This window comes from Microbacterium sp. nov. GSS16 (assembly GCF_028198145.1).
Lineage (GTDB): Bacteria > Actinomycetota > Actinomycetes > Actinomycetales > Microbacteriaceae > Microbacterium.
The window spans coordinates 571,988-592,160 of sequence record NZ_CP116338.1; the positions used below are offsets into that span (position 1 = coordinate 571,988).

At 70.2% G+C, this 20,173-nt stretch carries 24 protein-coding genes; 11 read left to right on the forward strand and 13 right to left on the reverse strand.

Annotated features, from left to right (window positions below):
- Position 1: 1 nt before the first annotated feature.
- Complete coding sequence (gene purM / locus PGB26_RS02615) at positions 2-1,117, reverse strand: phosphoribosylformylglycinamidine cyclo-ligase (RefSeq protein ID WP_271638748.1); 1,116 nt, start codon at positions 1,115-1,117, stop codon at positions 2-4.
- 231 nt (positions 1,118-1,348) lie between these two features.
- Between purM and PGB26_RS02620 the strand changes: the two genes are divergently transcribed.
- Positions 1,349-1,672, forward strand: coding sequence for a hypothetical protein (locus PGB26_RS02620; protein WP_271638749.1), 324 nt, complete (start codon positions 1,349-1,351; stop codon positions 1,670-1,672).
- A 110-nt stretch (positions 1,673-1,782) separates the two neighbouring features.
- Positions 1,783-2,382 (forward strand): zinc-binding alcohol dehydrogenase, encoded by a 600-nt coding sequence (locus PGB26_RS02625; RefSeq protein ID WP_271638750.1) that lies wholly within the window; start codon positions 1,783-1,785, stop codon positions 2,380-2,382.
- Here the strand turns inward: PGB26_RS02625 and PGB26_RS02630 are convergent.
- Both PGB26_RS02630 and PGB26_RS02635 read right to left on the reverse strand, forming a co-directional pair.
- Complete coding sequence (locus PGB26_RS02630) at positions 2,379-2,702, reverse strand: potassium transporter Trk (protein ID WP_271638751.1); 324 nt, start codon at positions 2,700-2,702, stop codon at positions 2,379-2,381. The genes PGB26_RS02625 and PGB26_RS02630 overlap by 4 nt on opposite strands.
- Positions 2,703-2,753: 51 nt before the next feature.
- Complete coding sequence (locus PGB26_RS02635; protein WP_271638752.1) at positions 2,754-3,110, reverse strand: sterol carrier family protein; 357 nt, start codon at positions 3,108-3,110, stop codon at positions 2,754-2,756.
- 60 nt (positions 3,111-3,170) lie between these two features.
- Here PGB26_RS02635 and PGB26_RS02640 point away from each other — a divergent pair, with 60 nt between their 5' ends.
- Positions 3,171-3,851, forward strand: coding sequence for an NUDIX hydrolase (locus tag PGB26_RS02640; protein WP_271638753.1), 681 nt, complete (start codon positions 3,171-3,173; stop codon positions 3,849-3,851).
- Positions 3,852-3,915: 64 nt separating this feature from the next.
- A complete protein-coding gene (gene purD, locus PGB26_RS02645) occupies positions 3,916-5,193 on the forward strand; it encodes a phosphoribosylamine--glycine ligase (protein ID WP_271638754.1) in 1,278 nt (425 codons plus the stop codon).
- A gap of 124 nt (positions 5,194-5,317) precedes the next feature.
- Here purD and PGB26_RS02650 read toward each other — a convergent pair whose 3' ends face one another.
- From PGB26_RS02650 to PGB26_RS02665, 4 genes are read right to left on the reverse strand one after another with little or no spacing between them, the layout of a single operon-like run.
- A complete protein-coding gene (locus PGB26_RS02650; protein WP_271638755.1) occupies positions 5,318-7,156 on the reverse strand; it encodes a heavy metal translocating P-type ATPase in 1,839 nt (612 codons plus the stop codon).
- Between the two features lie 42 nt (positions 7,157-7,198).
- Positions 7,199-7,729 carry a GNAT family N-acetyltransferase gene (locus tag PGB26_RS02655; protein WP_271638756.1) on the reverse strand — a complete coding sequence of 177 codons (531 nt, stop codon included), beginning with the start codon at positions 7,727-7,729 and terminating at the stop codon, positions 7,199-7,201.
- Positions 7,730-7,776: 47 nt separating this feature from the next.
- Entirely contained in the window at positions 7,777-8,211 is a 435-nt protein-coding gene (locus PGB26_RS02660) for a hypothetical protein (RefSeq protein WP_271638757.1), read from the reverse strand.
- Positions 8,198-8,392, reverse strand: a complete 195-nt coding sequence (locus PGB26_RS02665; protein ID WP_271638758.1) for a helix-turn-helix transcriptional regulator — start codon at positions 8,390-8,392, stop codon at positions 8,198-8,200. The genes PGB26_RS02660 and PGB26_RS02665 overlap by 14 nt, the downstream gene beginning before the upstream one ends.
- A gap of 109 nt (positions 8,393-8,501) precedes the next feature.
- Here PGB26_RS02665 and PGB26_RS02670 point away from each other — a divergent pair, with 109 nt between their 5' ends.
- The gene (locus PGB26_RS02670; protein ID WP_271638759.1) at positions 8,502-8,987 is read left to right on the forward strand and encodes a hypothetical protein; all 486 of its coding nucleotides are present in this window, start codon (positions 8,502-8,504) and stop codon (positions 8,985-8,987) included.
- A 33-nt stretch (positions 8,988-9,020) separates the two neighbouring features.
- Here the strand turns inward: PGB26_RS02670 and PGB26_RS02675 are convergent, their stop codons facing one another.
- Entirely contained in the window at positions 9,021-10,436 is a 1,416-nt protein-coding gene (locus PGB26_RS02675; protein WP_271639715.1) for a DHA2 family efflux MFS transporter permease subunit, read from the reverse strand.
- Between the two features lie 153 nt (positions 10,437-10,589).
- Here PGB26_RS02675 and PGB26_RS02680 point away from each other — a divergent pair, with 153 nt between their 5' ends.
- From PGB26_RS02680 to PGB26_RS02690, 3 genes are all read left to right on the forward strand, one after another.
- The gene (locus tag PGB26_RS02680; protein ID WP_271638760.1) at positions 10,590-11,453 is read left to right on the forward strand and encodes a phosphoribosylaminoimidazolesuccinocarboxamide synthase; all 864 of its coding nucleotides are present in this window, start codon (positions 10,590-10,592) and stop codon (positions 11,451-11,453) included.
- Between the two features lie 204 nt (positions 11,454-11,657).
- On the forward strand, positions 11,658-12,986 hold the full coding sequence (locus PGB26_RS02685) for a uracil-xanthine permease family protein (RefSeq protein WP_271638761.1): 1,329 nt from the start codon (positions 11,658-11,660) through the stop codon (positions 12,984-12,986).
- Between the two features lie 245 nt (positions 12,987-13,231).
- The gene (locus PGB26_RS02690) at positions 13,232-13,744 is read left to right on the forward strand and encodes a CinA family protein (protein ID WP_271638762.1); all 513 of its coding nucleotides are present in this window, start codon (positions 13,232-13,234) and stop codon (positions 13,742-13,744) included.
- Between the two features lie 240 nt (positions 13,745-13,984).
- Here the strand turns inward: PGB26_RS02690 and PGB26_RS02695 are convergent, their stop codons facing one another.
- Entirely contained in the window at positions 13,985-14,983 is a 999-nt protein-coding gene (locus tag PGB26_RS02695; protein ID WP_271638763.1) for a LacI family DNA-binding transcriptional regulator, read from the reverse strand.
- A gap of 59 nt (positions 14,984-15,042) precedes the next feature.
- Positions 15,043-16,473 carry a GH1 family beta-glucosidase gene (locus PGB26_RS02700; protein WP_442923001.1) on the reverse strand — a complete coding sequence of 477 codons (1,431 nt, stop codon included), beginning with the start codon at positions 16,471-16,473 and terminating at the stop codon, positions 15,043-15,045.
- 65 nt (positions 16,474-16,538) lie between these two features.
- Between PGB26_RS02700 and PGB26_RS02705 the strand changes: the two genes are divergently transcribed.
- A complete protein-coding gene (locus tag PGB26_RS02705) occupies positions 16,539-17,057 on the forward strand; it encodes an adenine phosphoribosyltransferase (protein WP_271638765.1) in 519 nt (172 codons plus the stop codon).
- 10 nt (positions 17,058-17,067) lie between these two features.
- Here PGB26_RS02705 and PGB26_RS02710 read toward each other — a convergent pair whose 3' ends face one another.
- The gene (locus PGB26_RS02710; RefSeq protein ID WP_271638766.1) at positions 17,068-18,063 is read right to left on the reverse strand and encodes a cation diffusion facilitator family transporter; all 996 of its coding nucleotides are present in this window, start codon (positions 18,061-18,063) and stop codon (positions 17,068-17,070) included.
- Positions 18,060-18,536, reverse strand: coding sequence for a substrate-binding periplasmic protein (locus PGB26_RS02715; RefSeq protein ID WP_271638767.1), 477 nt, complete (start codon positions 18,534-18,536; stop codon positions 18,060-18,062). The genes PGB26_RS02710 and PGB26_RS02715 overlap by 4 nt, the downstream gene beginning before the upstream one ends.
- Positions 18,537-18,665: 129 nt before the next feature.
- Between PGB26_RS02715 and purS the strand changes: the two genes are divergently transcribed.
- Both purS and purQ read left to right on the forward strand, forming a co-directional pair.
- Positions 18,666-18,914 (forward strand): phosphoribosylformylglycinamidine synthase subunit PurS, encoded by a 249-nt coding sequence (gene purS / locus PGB26_RS02720; protein WP_271638768.1) that lies wholly within the window; start codon positions 18,666-18,668, stop codon positions 18,912-18,914.
- The gene (gene purQ / locus PGB26_RS02725; protein ID WP_271638769.1) at positions 18,911-19,618 is read left to right on the forward strand and encodes a phosphoribosylformylglycinamidine synthase subunit PurQ; all 708 of its coding nucleotides are present in this window, start codon (positions 18,911-18,913) and stop codon (positions 19,616-19,618) included. Before purS ends, purQ begins: the two co-directional genes overlap by 4 nt.
- A gap of 82 nt (positions 19,619-19,700) precedes the next feature.
- On the opposite strand, the gene PGB26_RS02730 is transcribed toward purQ, so the two are convergent.
- Positions 19,701-20,132 carry a DUF1761 domain-containing protein gene (locus tag PGB26_RS02730; RefSeq protein WP_071643324.1) on the reverse strand — a complete coding sequence of 144 codons (432 nt, stop codon included), beginning with the start codon at positions 20,130-20,132 and terminating at the stop codon, positions 19,701-19,703.
- Positions 20,133-20,173: the final 41 nt, after the last annotated feature.

The window sequence follows — 20,173 nt, forward strand, 5'->3', positions numbered from 1 at the left end:
GTTACTTCGCTCCATCCGCGTATGCGCCCACCAGGCGCACCGCTCCGCCGTCGACGCCCTTGGCGCCTTCTTCGAAATGCCCCTCGGGGCGTGCACCGGTGTGCACGGTCGCGACCTGCCAGGCGGCGATGCCCTGCGAGCCGATGGCGGCGATCGCGGCATCCTTCTGCTCCGCTGCGACGACAGCGAGGAAGCCGATGCCGAGGTTCCAGGTGCCCTCGGTGTCGACGATCGGGGTGCCGGCGATGTCGGCCAGCACCTGGAACACCGGGCTGGGCGTCCAGGTCGATCGGTCGACCTCGGCCCAGCTGCCCTGCGGCAGAACGCGGGCGAGGTTCGCGGCGATTCCGCCGCCGGTCACATGGCTCAGCGAGTGCACCGCCCCCGGCAGCGTCTCGATCAGCTTCAGCAGCGGCGTCGTGTACAGGCGCGTCGGCTCGAGCAGCGCCTCGCCCCAGGTGCCCCCGAGGTCGGCGGCGTTGTCGCCGTAGCCGATGCCCGCGTTTGCGACGATGTGCCGCACGAGCGAATAGCCGTTCGAGTGCAGGCCGCTCGATCCGAGTGCGATCACCGCATCGCCGTCCTGCACGAGGTGCGCGCCGAGCAGGGCATCCGCCTCGACCACTCCGGTCGCCGCACCCGCGACGTCGTAGTCGCGCGGTCCGAGCAGACCCGGATGCTCGGCGGTCTCGCCGCCGACGAGCGCGGTTCCGGTGACCGAGCACGCCTCGGCGATGCCGCGCACGATATCGGCGATGCGCTCGGGAACGACCTTGCCGCACGCGATGTAGTCGGTCATGAACAGCGGCTTGGCGCCGACCACGACGATGTCGTCGACGACCATGCCGACCAGGTCCTGCCCGATCGTGTCGTGCTTGTCGATGGCCTGCGCGATGGCGACCTTCGTGCCCACGCCGTCGGTGCTGCTGGCCAGCAGCGGGCGCCGGTAGCCGAGCAGCGCGCTGGCGTCGAACATGCCGGCGAAGCCGCCTACACCCCCGAGCACCTCGGGCCCGTGCGTCGCGCGCACGGAGGCCTTCATGAGTTCGACGGCGAGATCACCGGCGGCGGTGTCGACACCGGCCTGAGCATAGGGATTGGTGGGGGAGTCTGCCACCTTTACAGCGTACCGGCCCGCGGCGACGCCCGCCCCCTCGTGACAGGGCGATCGAGACGCCCGGTCAGCCGATCTGCTAGCATGAATGGTTGCGCGAAGTTCCGCCGTATCTCACCGGCGCAGCGCACACATCAAGGCCGGGCATGAGTGGCCGATCCGCACCGATGCGGATCCTGGCGCCCCGAGCCACCCACAGGCGGCAGCATGTCGCCCGCAGACAGACCAGAGATCATGAGCAGTACCGACACTTCCGCGCGCTCCGGCGCGCCCACTCCCGACCACAACACGCCCACCCCCGCACAGAACACGACTGCACCCGCCGAGCTCGCCTGGAGTCAGGCCGACCACGACGTCTATGTCGCCACGAGCCGCGGCGAGTTCGCCGGCTTCGTGACCGTCGACGACGCCGCCCACGTGGTGCACGATCGGCACAGCCGCCGCATCGGCAGCTACCCGAGCCTCGCGGCGGCCAGACAGGCGCTGGTGGATGCCACCCGTCCGCCCTCTCGCAGCCGCGAGCGCCTGCGACGCCGCATCCTCTCGCGCCGCCGCTGACGCGCATCCGACCAGCCGTATCCCGCGTCCGGCGTGCGGCTCGTGAGGGCAGCAGCGTGGCGGGCCGCAAGGCCCGCGCGCAAGATCATGAAGGACCCTACGATGGGGCCATGGTCGACAAGCCGCAGTGGCTGATCCGCGAAGACGCCGGCACCTCGGTGCTGGTCGCGCTCGCGCTGCGTCAGCTGCTCGGCATCCGCGCCCCCGAGGATCTGCCGGCACTGCGCGGACTCGAGGTGCGCCGTCCCGACGCGACCGAGGTCGACGACGCACTCGAGAAGCAGTGGCGCGAGTACTGGGACATGACCGTCGAGCCGCGCGCGCACCGATCGGAGGTGCCGCTCGATCTGGTCGAGGGCTTCGACACGCTCATCGCCCTGCCCACCACCGGCGCGGAGGACCTGCGTGCGGCGATCGTGCCCCACGCGCAGACCGTGCTGCACTACGCGCAGCGTGCGCACAACCGATATGTCGAGTCGGTGAGCTCGTCCGGCGGCTCCTACCGCGCCTACGCCAGCGCGATCGCCGAGTTCGAGCGCGAGATCGGCCGCCGAGCGCACTCGTTCGAGTTGAACGTGCAGGTGCTGCCGTTCACGCAGCGCGGCATCTGGTGGATCGGCGCGTTGACGGTCGCCGTCACCGACGGGCTGCGTCGCGACATCGTGGCGTTCGATGCGGCGATGCGACCGGTGATCGCCGAACTCGCCTAGGCCCGATCGTCGTCCTCGACGACTCGCTCGTGCTCGACCGTGACGACACGGGCGTGCTTGCGTGCGGCGCGGTCAAGACCGACCGCGATGATGCCGCCGAGCGCGACGCCGATCGGCACGGTCCACAGCAGCGCGAACCCGAACACCTGCCCGGGCGGGTAGACCACGCCCAGCACGTCGGACGGCTCATACGACCCGAGCAGCGTCAGGATGCCCGCGACGATGATCCCCAGAACGGCACCCGTCACCATGAAAACGCCGTAGCGGGGGACGGGGCGGATCGTCGCTTCGACGGTCGAGTGCCTGGCTGTTGCGGACATGCCCCTATTCTCCCACGCGCATGCTGTGGACGGGCCCGCATCCGGCTCGGTTCAGGGGCGCAGCGGCAGCAGGTCGGAGAGATCCGCTCGCGTTCCGGATGCCGTCACGCGGCCCGCGGCCACGGCATCCGTCCACTGCTCGGCGCCGGTGGCCAGCGCGATCCACGTCGAGGCATCCATCTCGACGACGTTCGGCGGGGTGCCGCGGGTGTGCCGCGGCCCCTGCACGACCTGCACCGCGCCGAACGGCGGCACGCGCACCTCGACGCTGTTGCCCGGCGCCTTCTCATCGAGCAGCTGCAGCAGGTAGCGCACGGCCGTCGCCGTGACCGTCCGGGCAGCGCCTCCGGCGGAGACGGCGGAGAGGGCGTCGCGTCCGGCTGCGGTGTCGATCCTGCGTGCGGGCATGTCACAAGGCTAAGCCGCGCTCAGTGATCGCGCCCTGCGGCGGGCATAGGCTCGAGATCGATGACTGGTTCTGCTGACGACATGCGCGGCGCACGCGCCGAGCTGCTCGCCGCAGCCGCCCGCGCCGACGAGTGGACACCCCGCTTCCCGATGTCGGTCGACGATGCATGGCCCGCATCCGTGCTGATCCTGTTCGGCCGGCTCGACAGCATCCCCGCCCGCGCCGACGACGAGACAGTGTCGGGCGACCTCGACGTGCTGCTGCAGCGCCGGGCGGCGACGCTGTCGTCGCACCCGGGCCAGGTGTCGTTCCCCGGCGGCGGTTACGAAGAGCAGGATGCCGATCCCGTCGCCACGGCGCTGCGCGAGGCCCAAGAGGAGACCGGGCTCGACCCCCAGGGCGTCGAGGTGCTCGCGGCACTGCCCGAGATCCAGCTCGCGGTGAGTGGCTTTCTGGTCACGCCGGTGCTCGGCTGGTGGCGTGAGCCTTCGCGCGTCGCCGCCGTGGATCACGCCGAGACGGTCGAGGTCTTCCGCGTGCCGATCGCGCAGCTCGTCGATCCGGTCAATCGCTTCACCTCGGTGCTGCGCCGCGACGGCTTCACGTACCGGGGTCCGGCGTTCGACGTCGACGGAACGATCGTGTGGGGCTTCACGGCCGGCATCCTCGATGCGCTGTTCGACGCGACCGGCTGGGCGCTGCCCTGGGATCGGGCCGTCGAGCGCCCCGTCTCGGTCTGAGCGCCGTCATGGTGTGAGCCGTCATCGTCTGAGCCGCCGGATGCGGCGCCGGTAGGCTGGCGGCATGAAGATCCTCGTCCTCGGCTCGGGCGCGCGCGAGCACGCGATCATCCTCTCCCTGCGGTCCGAACAGGCCGACCACGAGATCTTCGCCGCCCCCGGCAACGCCGGAATCGCCCAGGACGCCACACTCGTCGACCTCGACCAGCTCGACGGACCTGCGATCGCGGCGTTCGCCAACGAGCGCGGCATCGACCTGGTGGTGATCGGCCCCGAGGCGCCGCTCGTCGCCGGGGTCGCCGACGTGCTGCGCGAGCGCGGCATCCCTGTGTTCGGCCCGGGCCGCGCCGCCGCGCAGCTTGAAGGGTCGAAGGCGTTCGCGAAGCGGATCATGGATGCCGCCGGCGTGCCCACCGGGCGCGCGGTGCGCGCGGCAACGACCGCAGAGGTCGAGGCGGCCTTCGACGAACTCGGCGCCCCGCACGTGGTGAAGGCCGACGGCCTGGCCGCCGGCAAGGGCGTCATCGTCACAGCCGACCGCGCAGAGGCGCTGGCCCACGCCGAGCACTACCTGCCCGCAGGCCCGGTGCTGGTCGAGGAGTTCCTCAGCGGCCCCGAGGTGTCGCTGTTCTTCCTCAGCGACGGAGATACGGTGCGCGCCCTCAGCCCCGCGCAGGACTTCAAGCGGGCGCTCAACGGCGACGGCGGACCGAACACGGGCGGTATGGGGGCGTACTCGCCGCTGCCCTGGCTGGCCGACGACTTCGGCAGCGTCGATGCGTTCGTCGCCGAGGTGACCGAGACGGTCGCCATGCCCGTGGTGCGACAGCTCGACACCGAGGGCACCCCGTTCATCGGCCTGCTCTACGCAGGCCTCATCCTCACCCCTGCCGGTGTGCGCGTGATCGAGTTCAACGCGCGCTTCGGCGACCCCGAGACTCAGGTCGTGCTGCCGCGCCTGCGCACGCCCCTGTCGCGGCTGCTTCTGGCGGCGGCAGCCGGAACCCTCGAAGACGAGCCGCAGCCCGAGTTCTCGTCAGACGTCGCGATCACCGTCGTGCTCGCCAGCGAGGGCTACCCCGAGGCGCCGCAGACCGGCCGGATGATCGAGGGGCTGGCGGAGGCGGCATCCGTCGACGGCGTCTCGATCGTGCATGCCGCGACCGGCGCTTCCGACGCCCCTGGCGGGTCGCTCGTCGCGACCGGCGGGCGGGTGCTCAACGTCGTCGCGACCGGGTCGGACTTCGCGGATGCCCGCGCGCGGGCTTACGAGGCCATCGGCTGGATCTCTCTGGACGGCGCCCACTACCGGCACGACATCGCCGCACGCGTCGCCGAGTAGCAGACTCCCCCCGTCGCACACCTGTCGGCGACATGAACGGATGTCGGCGGAATCAGCTGATTCCTGCCGACATCCGTCTTCCTCGCCGGCATCCGTGCGGGCCGCACGTGTCGCCGAGAGCCGATCAGCGCGACCGCGGGCCGGTCAGCGCGCGCAGCGCGTACAGGATCGTGGCGAGGTCGACGAGCTCCTGGATGAACGCGCCGGCCACCGCGGGGATCGCGCCTGTCGTGGCGATGAGCATCAGGCCGACGCTGAGCACGATGCCGATCCAGATCGCCGTGTAGGCGACCCGTAGGGTGTGCCTGCCGATCTCGGTCGCGCGCAGCACGGGCAGCAGCGAGTCCTTCAGCACGACGGCATCCGCGGCCTCGCCGGCCGCCGTCGATCCGCGTGCGCCCATCGCGACGCCGACGTCGGCCGCGGCCAGCACCGGCGCGTCGTTCACCCCGTCGCCGATCATCAGCAGCGGACGCGGCGTCATCTCGGCGGCGAGCGAGACCTTCTGCGCGGGCAGCAGCTCGGCATGCACCTCGGTCACGCCCAGCGGCGATGCGATCGACTGCGCCGTCGCGTCGGCGTCGCCGGTGAGCATGGCGACCCGCTCGACACCGCTCGCGCGCAGACCGGCCACGACCGCGGCGGCCTCCGGGCGCACGGCGTCCGCCAGCACCAGTGCCCCGGCGAACCGTCCGTCGACGGCGACGTAGGCGGCCAGCTGCCCGGATGCGAGCTCGGTGCGGCGGGTGTCGGGCGCGAGCGAGGCGACGTACGCAGGTTTGCCGACCACGACGGCGCGCCCCTCGATCGTGGCCGATACGCCGTTCGTCGCGACTTCCTCGGCGTGCGAGGCGGGCGCGAGTCGCAACCCGCGCTCGATCGCGGCACGGCGCACACCGTCGGCGAGCACGTGGCTCGAGTACTGCTCAGCGGATGCCGACAGACGCAGCAGCTCATCGGCATCCATCCCCTCCGCCGCGCGCACCTCAACGAGGTCGGGCCGCCCCTGCGTCAGGGTGCCGGTCTTGTCGAAGGCCGCCGAGCGCACCCGCGCGAGCTGCTCGATCACGCCACCGCCCTTGACGATCACCCCCTCCTTCGCCGTGCGCGACAGCCCGCCGAGGAACGCGACCGGCGCGGCGATGAGCAGCGGGCACGGCGTCGCCAGCACGAGCACCTGCGCGAAGCGCAGCGGATCACCGGCGATCCACCACGCGATGCCCGCGATCAGCAGCGACACCAGCGTGAACGGCACCGCGAAGCGGTGGGCGAGGCGCACCGTCGGCGACTTGCTCTGCTGCGCCTCGTGCACCAGAGCGACGATCTGCTGATACTGACTGTCTGCGCTGGGTCGAAGGGCGCGGACGCGCACGGCGTTCGAGCCGTTCACCGCCCCCGAGAGCACCTCCTCGCCGGCCGCGCGCGAGACGGGCAGGCTCTCCCCGGTCAGCGACGACTCGTCGAAGCTCGCACGCTCGCTGAGCAGCACGGCATCGACCGGGACGATCTCGGACGGTCGCACCAGCAGCTCCATGTCGGGCACGACCTCGCCGACGGGGACGTCGCGCGTCGACGCGTCGGTGCCGTTCTCGATGACGTGCGCGGTCTGCGGCGAGCGGTCGAGCAGGGCGGTCAGGTCGCGGGCCGCCCGGCGTGATGCGTAGTCTTCGAGCGCCTCTCCGCCGGACAGCATCAGCACGATCACGAGTGATGCGATGTACTCGCCCACGAGCAGCGTCGCGACCATCGCCACCAGGGCGAGGATGTCGAGACCGAAGTGCGCGCGGAGGATGTCTCCGACCATTCCCCACGCGGTGATCGCGATCACCACGCCCACCGTCAGGGTCGCGGTCCATCGTGCGACCTCGTGCTGATCTGCCACTGAGAGCAGCGCCACGGTGACTGTGGCGACAAGGCCCCCGGTGAGCACCGGATAGCGCTGCGCGAGCGGCAGAAGTCTCATGGACTCACTCTGCCGGACGCCGCCCCGTGGACGGAATCCGGATCAGAGGCTCACCCAGTACCGGCGCATGCGGTTGATACCGGCCGCGGATCCGTCGATGACGTCATCGAGCGAGCCGCCGGCGCTCTCGATGGTGCGGTACGAGCCGATGTTGGTGTCGTCGCAGGTCAGCATCACGCGGTCGTATCCCTGTGCGCGGGCCCGGTCGAGCACGAGGTCGAGGGCCGCTCGGGCGATGCCCTGCCGACGCCGCGAGGGGCGCACCGAGTACCCGATGTGGCCCCCATAGCCGCGCAGCCACTCGTTCAGCTCGCGGCGGAACGCGATGAAGCCGACGACCTCTCCGTCGTCGACGATCCAGAAGTAGTCGCAGGCGACGTGCCCCTCCGGCAGCGTGGCCCCGGGGTCGGCGTACATCTGAGCCTTCGCGATGAACGACTCGCATGCGGCGCGATCGGCCGCCTGACCGCGGTCGAGACCCGCGCCGTCGATGTGCACATCTCCGAACTCGGTGACGGCCTCGGACCAGGAGTCGAGTAGCGAGAGCGAGGGCGAGGCAAGAGAGACGGGCATCGTCCCATCACACCATGACCGCGGGTTGCCGGGCATCCGGAGCGCGTTCAGCCGCGGCGCACGAAGTACCAGTTCGCCCCGAACCAGCTGATCACCAGGGCGAAGTACAGGGCGATGGCTGTCCACCGCGAGACCGGGTCGGTGTCGACGACCGCGTGCACGACCAGCTGCACCGTGCACAGCACGAGCGCGACGACGCCGACTGCGGCGAGCCCCTTCGTGGCCGCCGTGCGGTCGCGCTCATCGGCGTACTCCAGCGCGTTCACGCGCTCGAGGTCGCCCGACGTGCCACGCCGGGCGAAGATCGCGCCGAGCGCACCGCCGACCGCCCCCATCAGCAGCGTCACCGCAGCGATCGTCTGACCGAGCACGAAGCAGACCAGCGCACCCACCGCCAGCACCGCCACCAGCACGGTGTTGGTGCGCGACATGGGCCAGCGGCGGCGCGCGGGCTCGACCGCAGCGTCGTCATGAGTCGACATCGAAGACCTCCTCAACGGTCGAGCCGAAATGCCGAGCCAGGTGCACGGCGAGTATCAGCGAGGGGTCGTATCGGCCGGTCTCGATCGCATTGATGGTCTGGCGAGAGACACCGACCGCGGTCGCGAGCGCCTGCTGCGAGAGACCACGCGCGGTTCTCAGCTCTTTGACCCTGCTCTGCACGCTTCAAAGGTAGGCCGCAGACATCGCAATGTAAAGCCGACTTGACAGCACGGATCAATGTCAAGCATGCTTGTCATGTCAAACACGCTTTACATACCCGGAGGCCATCATGCAGGACGCACTCGTCGACTTCACCCAGTCCCTTCCCCTGTGGCTGCAGTGGGCCGGGGTGATGCTCGCCGCGGCGATCCCGTTCATCGAGTCCTACTTCGGCACGCTCATCGGTGCGATCGCGGGGGTGCCGCTCCCGATCGCCGTGCTCGCCGCCGTCGTCGGCAACGTGGTCTCCATGCTGGTCTTCGTCTTCATCGCCGCCGCCGCCCGGCAGAAGGTGCTCGCCCGACGGGGTGCGGATGCCGCGACGGATGCCCCCTCGCCGCGACGCGAGAAGGTGAAGCGCATGTTCGACCGGTTCGGTGTTCCCGGGGTCAGTCTGCTCGGTCAGACCGTGCTGCCCAGCCAGATCACCTCGGGGATGATGGTGTCGTTCGGCGCGAGCCGCAACGCGGTGATCGTCTGGCAGATCATCTCGATCATCATCTGGGCGATCATCTTCGCACTCATCGGCCAGGCGGGCATCGCCCTCTTCCGCTGAGTCGGATGCACGGCGCGCCCCGGCGCCGCCACGTCAGTGCTCGGGCTGCGCCTCATCCACCCGGTGGCGCCGGAGGAAGAGTGCGGCGACGAGTGCGATGCCCAGCACGCAGGCCGGCAGCAGCATCGCCTGCGCCATGCCTGCTGAGAAGCCCTCCGCGATCTGCAGGGGCATCTCGCCGTCACCGGCGAGGCCCGCTGGGGCCTCGGACAGACCCGGCAGGTTCGCTTCGAGCCGCGACTGCATGAACGCGGCGATGGCGGCCGAGCCGACCACCGAGCCGATCGTGCGCGTGGTGTTGTAGATGCCCGCACCCGCACCGGCCTGGCGGGGTGGCAGGTTGCGGGTCGCCGTGGTGGCCAGCGGCCCCCACATGCCCGCGTTGCCGATGCCGAGCACGGCCGACGGCAGCAGGAACATCCAGGTGGGGGTGTCCACGTTCATCAACGACGCGTTCCACAGCTGTCCGCCCGCGACGCAGAGCAGCCCGGGGATGAGGATCCACCGCGGGTCGACCCGGTCGAGCAGCCTGCCCGCGGCCGGCGCGAGCACGCCCGAGAGCACCGCCATCGGGATCATCAGCAGCGCCGCCTCGGTCGGCGACAGGCCCCGGGCGAGCTGCAGGAAGAACATGAACGGCAGCGACATGCCGGTCACCGCGAACCCGACGACAGCGATCGCCGCGTTCGACCCCGAGAAGTTGCGATCGCGGAACAGCTCCAGCGGCACCAGCGGCTCGGTCTTGGTCACCGCCTGCTGCACGATGAACAGCACCAGCACGATCACGCCCGCGATGATCAGCCCCCACACCGAGATGGGACCGACGATCGTGCCCCAGTCGTAGGCCTCGCCCTCCTGCAGTCCGAACACGATGAGGAACAGGGCGAGCGCGCTGAGCACGACGCCGACGAGATCGAAGCGGTGCGGATGCGTCTCGAGCTTCGGCACGAGCGTCCAGGCCAGCACGAATCCGACGATCCCGACCGGGATGTTGACGAAGAAGATCGCCTCCCACCCGAACGCGTCGACCAGCACGCCGCCCAGCAGCGGACCCACCAGCGTCGCCACGCCCGCGGTCGCACCCCACAGTCCCATCGCCGCGCCCCGTCGCTGCGGGGGGAAGGTGCGGGTGATGACGGCCATCGTCTGCGGCGTCATGAACGCGGCACCCAGGCCCTGCGCTGCTCGCGCGGCGATGAGTCCGTCGAGGCTGGTCGACAGCCCGCACCACAGCGACGCCAGGGTGAAGATGGCGAGACCGATCAGGTAGATGTTCTTCGGCCCGAACCGGTCGCCGAGGCGCCCCGTGATCAGCAGCGGAACTGCGTAGGCGAGCAGGTACGCGCTCGTCACCCATACGACGTTGTCGAGGTTGTTCGTATCGGGGTCGAGCGCCGCCTTGATGGCGGGGTTCGCGACCGAGACGATGGTCGTGTCGACGAGCAGCATGAAGAAGCCGATGACCAGCGCCCACAGCGCGGGCCACGGGCTGCGGGTCTCGGTGCGGGGTGTCTCAGTCGAAGTCACCCGGCAACGCTACTCCTGCCCGCCGACCTCGGCGCACCTCCGTCATCCGCTCCTGCGTGGTGGGAAGATGGGTGCGTGAGCGAAGCACAGAGCATCCCCGGCTGGCGGCACCTCTACTCGGGCAAGGTCCGCGACCTGTACGCCTCGGAGGATCCGGCGGACACGCGCATCCTCGTCGTGGCGAGCGACCGGGTGAGCGCCTTCGACTTCGTGCTCTCGCCGGGCATCCCGCACAAGGGCGAGCTGCTCACCCAGCTGAGCGACTGGTGGTTCGAGCAGCTCTCCGACGTGCCGAATCATCTCGCCGAGGGTGAGATCCCGGATGCCGTGGCCGGGCGCGCCATGCTCGCGATGGCGCTGGAGATCCTGCCGATCGAGTGCGTCGTTCGCGGGTACATCACCGGCACCGGCTGGGCGGAGTACTCCGCGCACGGGACGGTGTGCGGCATCCCGCTGCCGGCCGGGCTGCAGAACGGCGACCGGCTTCCCGAGCCGCTGTTCACCCCCGCCTACAAGGCGCCGCTCGGCGAGCACGACGAGAACATCACCTTCGAGCGGGTCGTCGAGCTGGTCGGCGCTGACCGCGCCGCTCAGCTGCGCGACGCCTCGCTGTCGCTGTACCGACGTGCCGCGGAGATCGCGGAACAGAAGGGCCTGATCCTCGCCGACACGAAGTTCGAGTTCGGCGTCGACGCCGACGGCACCCTGCGCCTCGCCGACGAGGTGCTCACCAGCGACTCGTCGCGGTACTGGGACGCGGCGGCGTGGGCATCCGGCACGACGCCGGAAGAGCGCATGGCGAGCTTCGACAAGCAGATCGTGCGCGACTGGCTGGCGACGAACTGGGACCGGCAGGGCGAGCCGCCGGCGCTGCCCGCCGAGATCGTCGAGCAGACCGCCGACCGGTACCGCGAGCTCATCGCGCGGCTCAGGGGCTGACCCCAGGCCCCGCCACCCCGCGCGGCGCCCGCCACCCCGCCACCCCCTTGGGGGCCGACACTCCAGATGTCGGACCGATTCACGCGAAGTGTCCGACATCTGGAATGTCGGCCCCCGTTTCGTCGCACGCGTTGCACGCCGGATGCCGGGCATCCGGGGCGGTAGTGTTTCCTCGGCCCTGATCCCGACTCCCGAGGAGCCCCCATGCCGCTGTGGACCATCCACGGCAACGGTCGCACTGTCGCGCCCGGCGCCGTCGTTCGACCCGAAGAGCGCCTGAACTGGCCGGCGACCATTGCGATCGGCGTGCAGCACGTCGTCGCGATGTTCGGCGCGACGTTCCTCGTGCCGATCATCACCGGCTTCCCCGTGCCGACCACGCTGCTGTTCAGCGGCATCGGCACGATCCTCTTCCTGTTGGTCACGCGCAACAGGCTGCCCAGCTACCTCGGCTCGTCGTTCGCGTTCATCGCGCCCGTCACCGCGGCGACCGCATCGGCGGGCATGGGCTCGGCGCTCGCCGGCATCGTCGCGGTCGGCGTGCTGCTGGCCCTCATCGGCGTCGTGGTGCACACGGTGGGCGTGCACTGGGTCGACCGCTTCCTGCCGCCGGTGCTCGCCGGCACGATCGTGGCGCTGATCGGGTTCAACCTCGCCGGCGCTGCGCGCGGCAACTACGAGCAGGCGCCGATCACGGCGACCTTCACCCTCACGATCACCATCCTGTTCGCCGTGGTGTTCCGCGGCTTCCTCGGCCGCATCTCGATCTTCCTCGGCGTGATCGCCGGGTACGTCTTCGCGGGCATCCGGGGCGAGCTGAAATTCGACAAGGTCGAGGCCGCCGACTGGATCGGCTTTCCGACCTTCCACCTGCCCGACTTCGCGACCCCGGGCACCTGGTCGGCGATGGCGATGTTCCTTCCCGTCGTGCTCGTGCTGATCGCCGAGAACGTGGGGCACGTGCGCGGAGTCGCCACCATGGTCGAGGATCCGACGATCAACAAGCAGACCGGCAAGGCGCTCATCGCCGACGGCATCTCGACCTCGCTCGCCGGCTTCTTCGGCGGCTCGGGAACCACCACCTACGGCGAGAACATCGGCGTCATGGCATCCACCCGCGTCTACTCGACCGCCGCGTACTGGGTGGCCGGCATCACCGCCATCCTGCTCAGCATGTCGCCCAAGTTCGGCGCGGTCATCAACTCGGTGCCCGCGGGCGTGCTCGGCGGCATCACCACGGCGCTGTACGGCCTGATCGGCGTCATCGGCATCAAGATCTGGGTCGACAACCGCGTCGACTTCTCGCGCCCGGTCAACCAGTACACCGCCGCAGTCGGCCTGATCGTCGCCGTCGGCGGGTTCATGATCAAGGATCCGGAGTCGGGCTTCGAGTTGGGCGGCATCGTGCTCGCTACCGTCGGCGCGATCCTCATCTACCACCTCGGCAACCTCGTGGCGCGGCTGCGCGGCTCGGGGGCCGACGACCCGAAGCCGCTCGCCGGCGTCGGCGCTCCGGGCGGCGACCCGGCCTGATTCGGACAGCCGTCCTCATCCAGCGCAGGAGAACACGCGAGCGCAGGTGGATTTCCCGCAATCCGTCCTGTTCCCGCGTGTTCTCCTGTTCTCGGGAATCCGGCACGGGCTTCCGGCACGCTCTGGAGCATCCGGCTGGGGCTTCCGGTACCCGCTCGGGCATCCGTCGCGGCGGCTGATCGCCCCGCCACCCGGGTCTGTCAAGGCCCCGCCGCGGCATCCGGTCTGAGCGGTATCGTCGGCGCATGCTCGACGTCACACCTCTCGCTGACCTCGCCCGACGCCGAGAGCTGCGCGTCGCGGTCGCCGAATCACTGACATCGGGGGCTCTCGCCAGCACCATCGGCGCCGGCACGGAGGCGAGCACCTGGTTCGGCGGCGGCATCGTCGCCTACCTGCCGGAGGTGAAGGAGCGGGTGCTCGGGTTCCCTTCCGACGGTGATCCGACCTCGGCCGAATGCGCGGAGCAGCTCGCCCGCGGCGCCCGCGAGCTCTTCGACGCCGACCTGTGCGTCTCGACGACCGGGGTCGGCGGTCCGGATGCCGAAGACGGGCATCCCGCAGGGACCGTGTTCCTCGGATGGGCGACGCGCGACGAGGCCGGGCACCGCAGGCTCGACCTGGACGGCGAGCCAGAGGACGTGCTCGACTCGACCGTCGAGGCGGCTGTCGAGCTGCTGATCTCGCGCGCCGGCACGGCGGAAGGCTTCGGCGGGGCGGATGGCTCCGGTCGGGCAGATAGCGCCGGGAGCCGCTGACGGGATCGCGCACCCGCGGTGGGATCTTCGCCCGTCACGCCGGCTGCGTCAGAGATCGTCGCCGGTCACCCCGCCTGCGTCAAGAATCGTCGCGCCCGTCACCCCTCCTGCGTCAGGATAAGTCAGTCGCCCGTCACCTCCCCTGCGTCACGAATCGTCGCCACGCGGAAGCGGATGCGCACCGATCACGACGCCGATGATCGGATGCCATGCCTCGGATGCTACCGACGATCGACCGTGTCAGACCGCCGGCGCCGACCCGCGCACGACCAGCTCGGTCGGCAGGATCGTGAGCGGATCCGGCCGCGTCCCCGCGAGCAGGTCGATCACCATGCCGCCGAGCATCTCCCCCTGCGTGAACATGGGCTGGCGCACGCTCGTGAGGTCCGACGACTCGGCGACCCGCGAGTCGTCGAAGGCGACGATCGCGACGTCTTCGGGCACCCGCAGCCCGGCGGCGCGCAGCACGCCCATCGCTCCTCGGGCCATCAGGTCGCTCGCCACGAAGATCGCATCCGGGTGCTTCCCGCCCTGCAGCAGCAGACGCGCCGCCTCCGCACCGCCGTGCTCGCTGAAGTCGCCGTCGATCTCGCCGGCGGGCTGCAGTCCGGCATCCGCCAGCGCCGCGACGAAGCCGTCACGACGGTCGACACTCACGGCCATCGTCATCGTGCCGGTTATGGTCGCGATGCGCCGGCGGCCGAGCGCGATGAGGTGCTCGGCAGCGGCGCGGGCCGCCGCCACGTTGTCGACGTCGACGATGATGTCGCTCTCGCGCACCCTCGCCGGCCGCCCGCCGAAGACGACGGGCACCGCCTCGGCGATGCGCTCGATGAACGAGTCGCTGGCGTGGTGCGACACGATGATCGCGGCATCGACCCCGCCGTTGCGCACGAACCGCGTCATCTTGCCGTCGGGGTCGTCGCTGGCGATGAGCAGGTTGAGGATGTACTCCGACTCAGACAGGCGCGAGCTGATCCCCGCGACGACGGATGCCAGGAACGGATCGCCGAAGAATCGCGTGGTGTCTTCGGGCACGACCAGGCCGATCGCGTGCGTCTGCCGGCTCGCGAGCGAGCGCGCGGCGCGATTGGGCGCGTAGCCGAGCTCGGCGATCGCATTCTGCACGGCGGCGAGCGCCTCGGCGCTGACCGAGGTCGAGCCGTTGACGACGCGTGACACCGTCGAGCGGGACACGCCGGCGAGTGCGGCGACCTCTTCGATCGTGGCTCGGAGCATCCTGTGCGTGCTTTCGGTGATGCGGGCTGCGTTTCGCCTCAGTCGCTGGGCTGCTTCGCTCAACGACCGCTGTGGGCGGCGATGATCCGAGCGTACTCCGCACCGCTCTGCTTGATCGTGCGCTGCTGCGTCTCGTAGTCGACGCGCACGATCCCGAAGCGCTTGGCGTACCCCCAGGCCCACTCGTAGTTGTCCATCAGCGACCAGTAGAAGTAGCCACGCACGTCGACGCCCTGCTCGATGGCGTCCAGCGTCGCCGCGACGTGCGCGCGCAGGAACTCCGTGCGCTCGACGTCTGCCACCTCGCCGTCGGCGCCCACCTCGTCGTCGTATGCGGCGCCGTTCTCTGTCACGTACAGCGGCACGTCGCCGGCGTAGTCGTTCGCGACGCGCACGAGCAGCCGGGTGAGCCCCTCGGGCTGCACCTCCCAGTCCATCCCCGTGCGCGGCAGGCCGCGCTCGACCCAGTAGATGCCCTCTTTGGAGGGGAACGGCGAGCGCGTCTCACGCTGCTGGCCCTCGGTCTGGTGCGGGTCGCCCCCGCCGGGCTGCGGATGCCCCGAGAGCAGCTCGCCGTGGTAGTAGTTCACGCCCAGCGCGTCGAGCGGCGCGGAGATGATCTCGAGGTCGCCGGGCTGCACGGCGGCCTGCCACTGGGCGACCGCGGCCGAGTCGACCTCGCGGAAGTCACGGACGATGTCGGCGGGATACTCGCCGTGGAAGATCGGGCTGAGGAACCAGCCGTTGAACTGGCCGTCGATGCGGCGCGCGGCGTCGACGTCGAGCGGGTCGTCGACATCGGCCGGGTCGGCGACGGTCAGGTTGAGGGTGATGCCGAGATCGAGCGAGGAGTCGCGCTCGCGCAGCGCCCGCACGGCGCTGCCGTGCGAGAGCAGCAGGTGGTGCGAGGCGAGCAGACCGTCGCGGATGCTCGTGCGCCCCGGCGCGTGCACGCCGGCCGTGTACGACAGGAACGACGAGCACCACGGCTCGTTCATGGTGGTCCAGTGCTGCACGCGGTCGCCGAGCACGTCGTGCACGCTGAGTGCGTAGTCGGTGAAGCGCGCGACGATGTCGCGACTGGTCCAGCCGCCCTGCTCTTCGAGCGCCTGCGGCATGTCCCAGTGGTGCAGGGTGAGCCAGGGCACGATGTCGGCGGCCAGCAGCTCGTCGACGAGGCGGCTGTAGAAGTCCAGGCCCTTCCCGTTGACCGGCCCGCCGTCGGGACGCACGCGCGACCACGAGGTCGAGAACCGGTAGGTCTGCAGGCCGAGCCGCTTCATCAGCGCGACGTCGTCGGCATAGCGGTGATAGTGATCGCAGGCGACATCGCCGTTCTCGGCGCCGACGACGGCTCCGGGCACGCGCGCGAAGGCGTCCCAGATCGATGCCGTGCGTCCGTCTTCGAAGGCAGCGCCCTCGATCTGGTAGGCCGCGGTGGCCGCGCCGAAGAGGAAGCCGTCGGGGAAGGTTCGCGTCATGCAACTCATGATGCCATGACTTGCTGGGAGCGCTCCCACGGGTCGGCATCGAGTCGATTCGGTAACCTTGCCAGGTGAGTCCCGAACTGGCGCGCGCCGAGTCCCTGATCGCCTCGATCCCCGACTACCCGCAATCGGGCATCCTGTTCCGCGACATCATGCCGCTGCTTGCGGATGCCAGGGCGCTGCGCGCCACGACCGAGGCGCTGATCGAGCCCTTCGCCGGCTCGTTCGACGTCGTCGCCGGCATCGAGGCGCGCGGATTCATCCTCGCCGGTGCCGCGGCGATCGCCGCCGGCGTCGGCTTCGCCCCGATCCGCAAGGCCGGCAAGCTGCCGCGCCCGGCGGCGGCCGTCGACTACGCCCTCGAGTACGGCACGGCCACCGTCGAGATGCACGATGATCTGCCGGCCGGCACGCGCATCCTGCTGATCGACGACGTGCTCGCCACCGGCGGCACGCTCGCCGCGGGACGGGAGATCGTGAAGAGCCTCGGCTACACCGTCGCCGGCATCGCCGTGCTGTTCGAGATCGACGGCCTCGGCGGCCGCGACGTGATCGGCGAGCTGCACACCGTCTTCCGCTCGGCCTGAGCGGCGCCTCTCACTCGCTGCGCTCCGATTGGTGCTCGCGGCTTCCGCCGACCTCCTCGGGCAGTTGATCGATCGGCACGATGACGATGTCCTGCACCTTCCAGTCCAGGTCGAGGCAGGCATCGCGAGCCTCGATCAGATCCTTCAGCTTCGGTGTGCGTCCCCGGTGCGGCACGACGAACGACTCCACGTGCAGCACGTGGCCCTGGTCGCGCACCCGCGATCCGACCTGCTCGGTCCACGGCAATCGGCGCAGCAGCTCGTCGATCTCGCCGGTCAGGGGATGCACCCGCCCGTCGTCGAACGTCGTCGCGGCGGTGTCCATCAGATCGGTGATGGCCGCCCGCATATTGCGGATGCCGTCCCAGAGGATGCTGCCGGCGATGAGCAGCGCCGCCACGGCATCCGTCCACCACCATCCGATGCCGATGCCGAGCACGCCGACGATGGATCCGACGGCAGTCTGCCAGTCGGCCTTGTTCATGTCGGCATCGGCGTAGAGCACCTTGTCGTGCAGCTCTTTCGCGAGGCGCATCTTCACCCGGCCGAAGTAGATCGGGAGCGGGATGGTGAGCGCCATCACGATGACCATCAGCCAGCCCAGCCAGATCGGCTGCCCGAGCAGCACGACCGTGCCGATGGGCGGATGCTCGCCGCCGATCAGTCCGGTGAGCGAGTCGATGACGAGGAACACGCCCATGGCCATCAGCGCCACGGCAGCCACGAGGTGGGCCACGCCGACCGCGCGGTGGAAGCCGTACGGATAGCGTCCGCTGGGCGGCCGGTTGACGATGCGCACCGCGATGAGGAAGGCGATCGGCGGGGCGAGCGACAGCAGATCCTCGATCCATGCCGCCTTCATCGCCTGTGAGCTGCCCATCACCAGATAGACCATCGTGATGGCCACGGCGAGGAAGATCAGCGTGTACCACTCGAAGCGGATCGCCTTGCGCAGCGCCTGCTCCTGCCGCGGGGGCAGCTCGGCGCGCCCGAACCGGGTGGTCATGATCCGACCTCCTCGTGCAGGAACGTCTCGAGCTCGGTGAGCAGGGCGTTCTCACCCATCCGCACGATCATCACGTGCTTCTGCGTGCCGTGCTCCGTGCTGCGCTCGGCGTACGGCCGCGTCACCGCGCCGCGATCGGTCCACGGTGTGTCGTCGAGGAAACCGCCGACGACCACATCGAGCTCGCCGCGCTCGAGCGCCGTGAGCAGATCGGCCTCGCTGCCCGTCGTCCACTCCACCGTGGCGTCGAGCTGCTCGGCGAACTCCTGCACCAGCTCGGGCTCGGAGCCGGTGGGCTCCCCGTTGTCGTGCACGTCGACCCAGGGCGGCTGCTCGGTGGCGCCCGCGCGCAGCGTCCCGCCCTCGATCCGCTCGATGCTGCCGTGCGGATCAGCGGGGATCCGCAGCCCGCAGCCCGTCAGCGCGACGAGCAGCACGAGCGCTGCCGCACCCGTCGTCCGACGTCTTCTCATGGCGCCGACCATAGCGAAGCGCCTGGGCGGCGACCACTTTCAGGCGCCCCCTTGACAACGTTCAGGCCGCGCTTTCTCGTCCCGACTCACGCGGCGTGGGGTGCGGCCGCATCGCCTAGAATCGGGGGTATGCCCACCATCGTCGTCGACGTCATGCCCAAGGCCGAACTGCTCGACCCGCAGGGGAAGGCCGTCTCCGGCGCCTTCGCCCGCCTGGGTGTCGAGAACTTCAGCCAGGTCCGCATCGGGAAGCGCTTCGAGCTCACCGTCGACGGCGAGATCACCGACGACGTGCTGGCCGAAGCGCGGCGCCTGGCAGAGGACGTGCTGTCGAACTCCGTCATCGAGGATGTCGTGGGAGTCGAGGTCGCGCAGTGAGCGTGCGCATCGGCGTCATCACCTTCCCGGGCTCGCTCGACGACCGCGACGCCCAGCGCGCGGTGCGCATCGCCGGCGCTGAGCCCGTCGCCCTGTGGCACGGCTCGCACGATCTCGAGGGCGTGGATGCTCTGGTGCTGCCCGGCGGATTCAGCTACGGCGACTACCTGCGCTCGGGCGCGATCGCGGCCCTGTCGCCGATCATGGCCGAGGTGAAGGACGCCGCGGCGAAGGGGATGCCCGTGCTGGGCATCTGCAACGGCTTCCAGATGCTCGTCGAGGCGCACCTGCTGCCGGGCGGCCTGATCCGCAACGACCACCAGCACTTCGTGCGCCGCGACCAGCGTCTGACGGTGGAGAACAACGACACCGCGTGGACGAACGCGTTCGCGAAGGGTCAGGAGATCGTCATCCCGCTCAAGAACGGCGAGGGCGGCTACATCGCCGCCGACGACACCCTCGACCGCCTCGAGAGCGAGGGTCTCGTGGCTTTCCGCTACGCCGGGGTGAACCCGAACGGCTCGCTGCGCGACATCGCCGGCATCACGAACGACCGCGGCAACGTGGTCGGCCTGATGCCGCACCCCGAGCACGCCACCGAGGCCGGCTTCGGCCCCGACACCCGGGCCGCCATGCGCTCGGGCGTGGATGGGCTGGGCTTCTTCGAGAGCGCCATCGCCGCCGTCGCGCGCGTCGCGGCCTGACTCACCGCCGCCTGACGCGGCGTCGCAGACTCACCGCGGCCTGACGCACCGCCGCCTGACGCCGCGTGGGCACGCGACCGACTCAGAGACCCGCGGGCGGCCAGACGCCGATGATCACGGCCATCACGAGCACCGTCACGAGCTCGTGACCGATGTTGACGGTGGTCAGCCGGGTCGAGCGCCCCTCGAACGCGTCGTGCGTGATGAAGCGCGCCGCGGTGAACCCGGCCCACAGGGTGACCGCGGTGACGAGCGAGGCCCAGAAGTACGAGCCCTCGTAGAAGTGCCAGGCGATCGTGGCTGCGCCGGCGAGAACCCACGCGGTGATGAAGCCGACCAGCACCGTCGTGATCATCGGCCACAGCGGGCGGCGGGAGGGATGCTCGAGGTCGACGCCCGCGAGCCGAGCCCACCGCTCGCCCATCACGCCGCGGGCGTACCAGACAGCGCCCACCACCATGCTCGACGCGGTCGCCACCAGCACCGCCCAGTAGTTGATCTCGGGAACCGTCATGACGCCTCCTTCATCGGATGCGGCTCAGACTACTCCCGGAC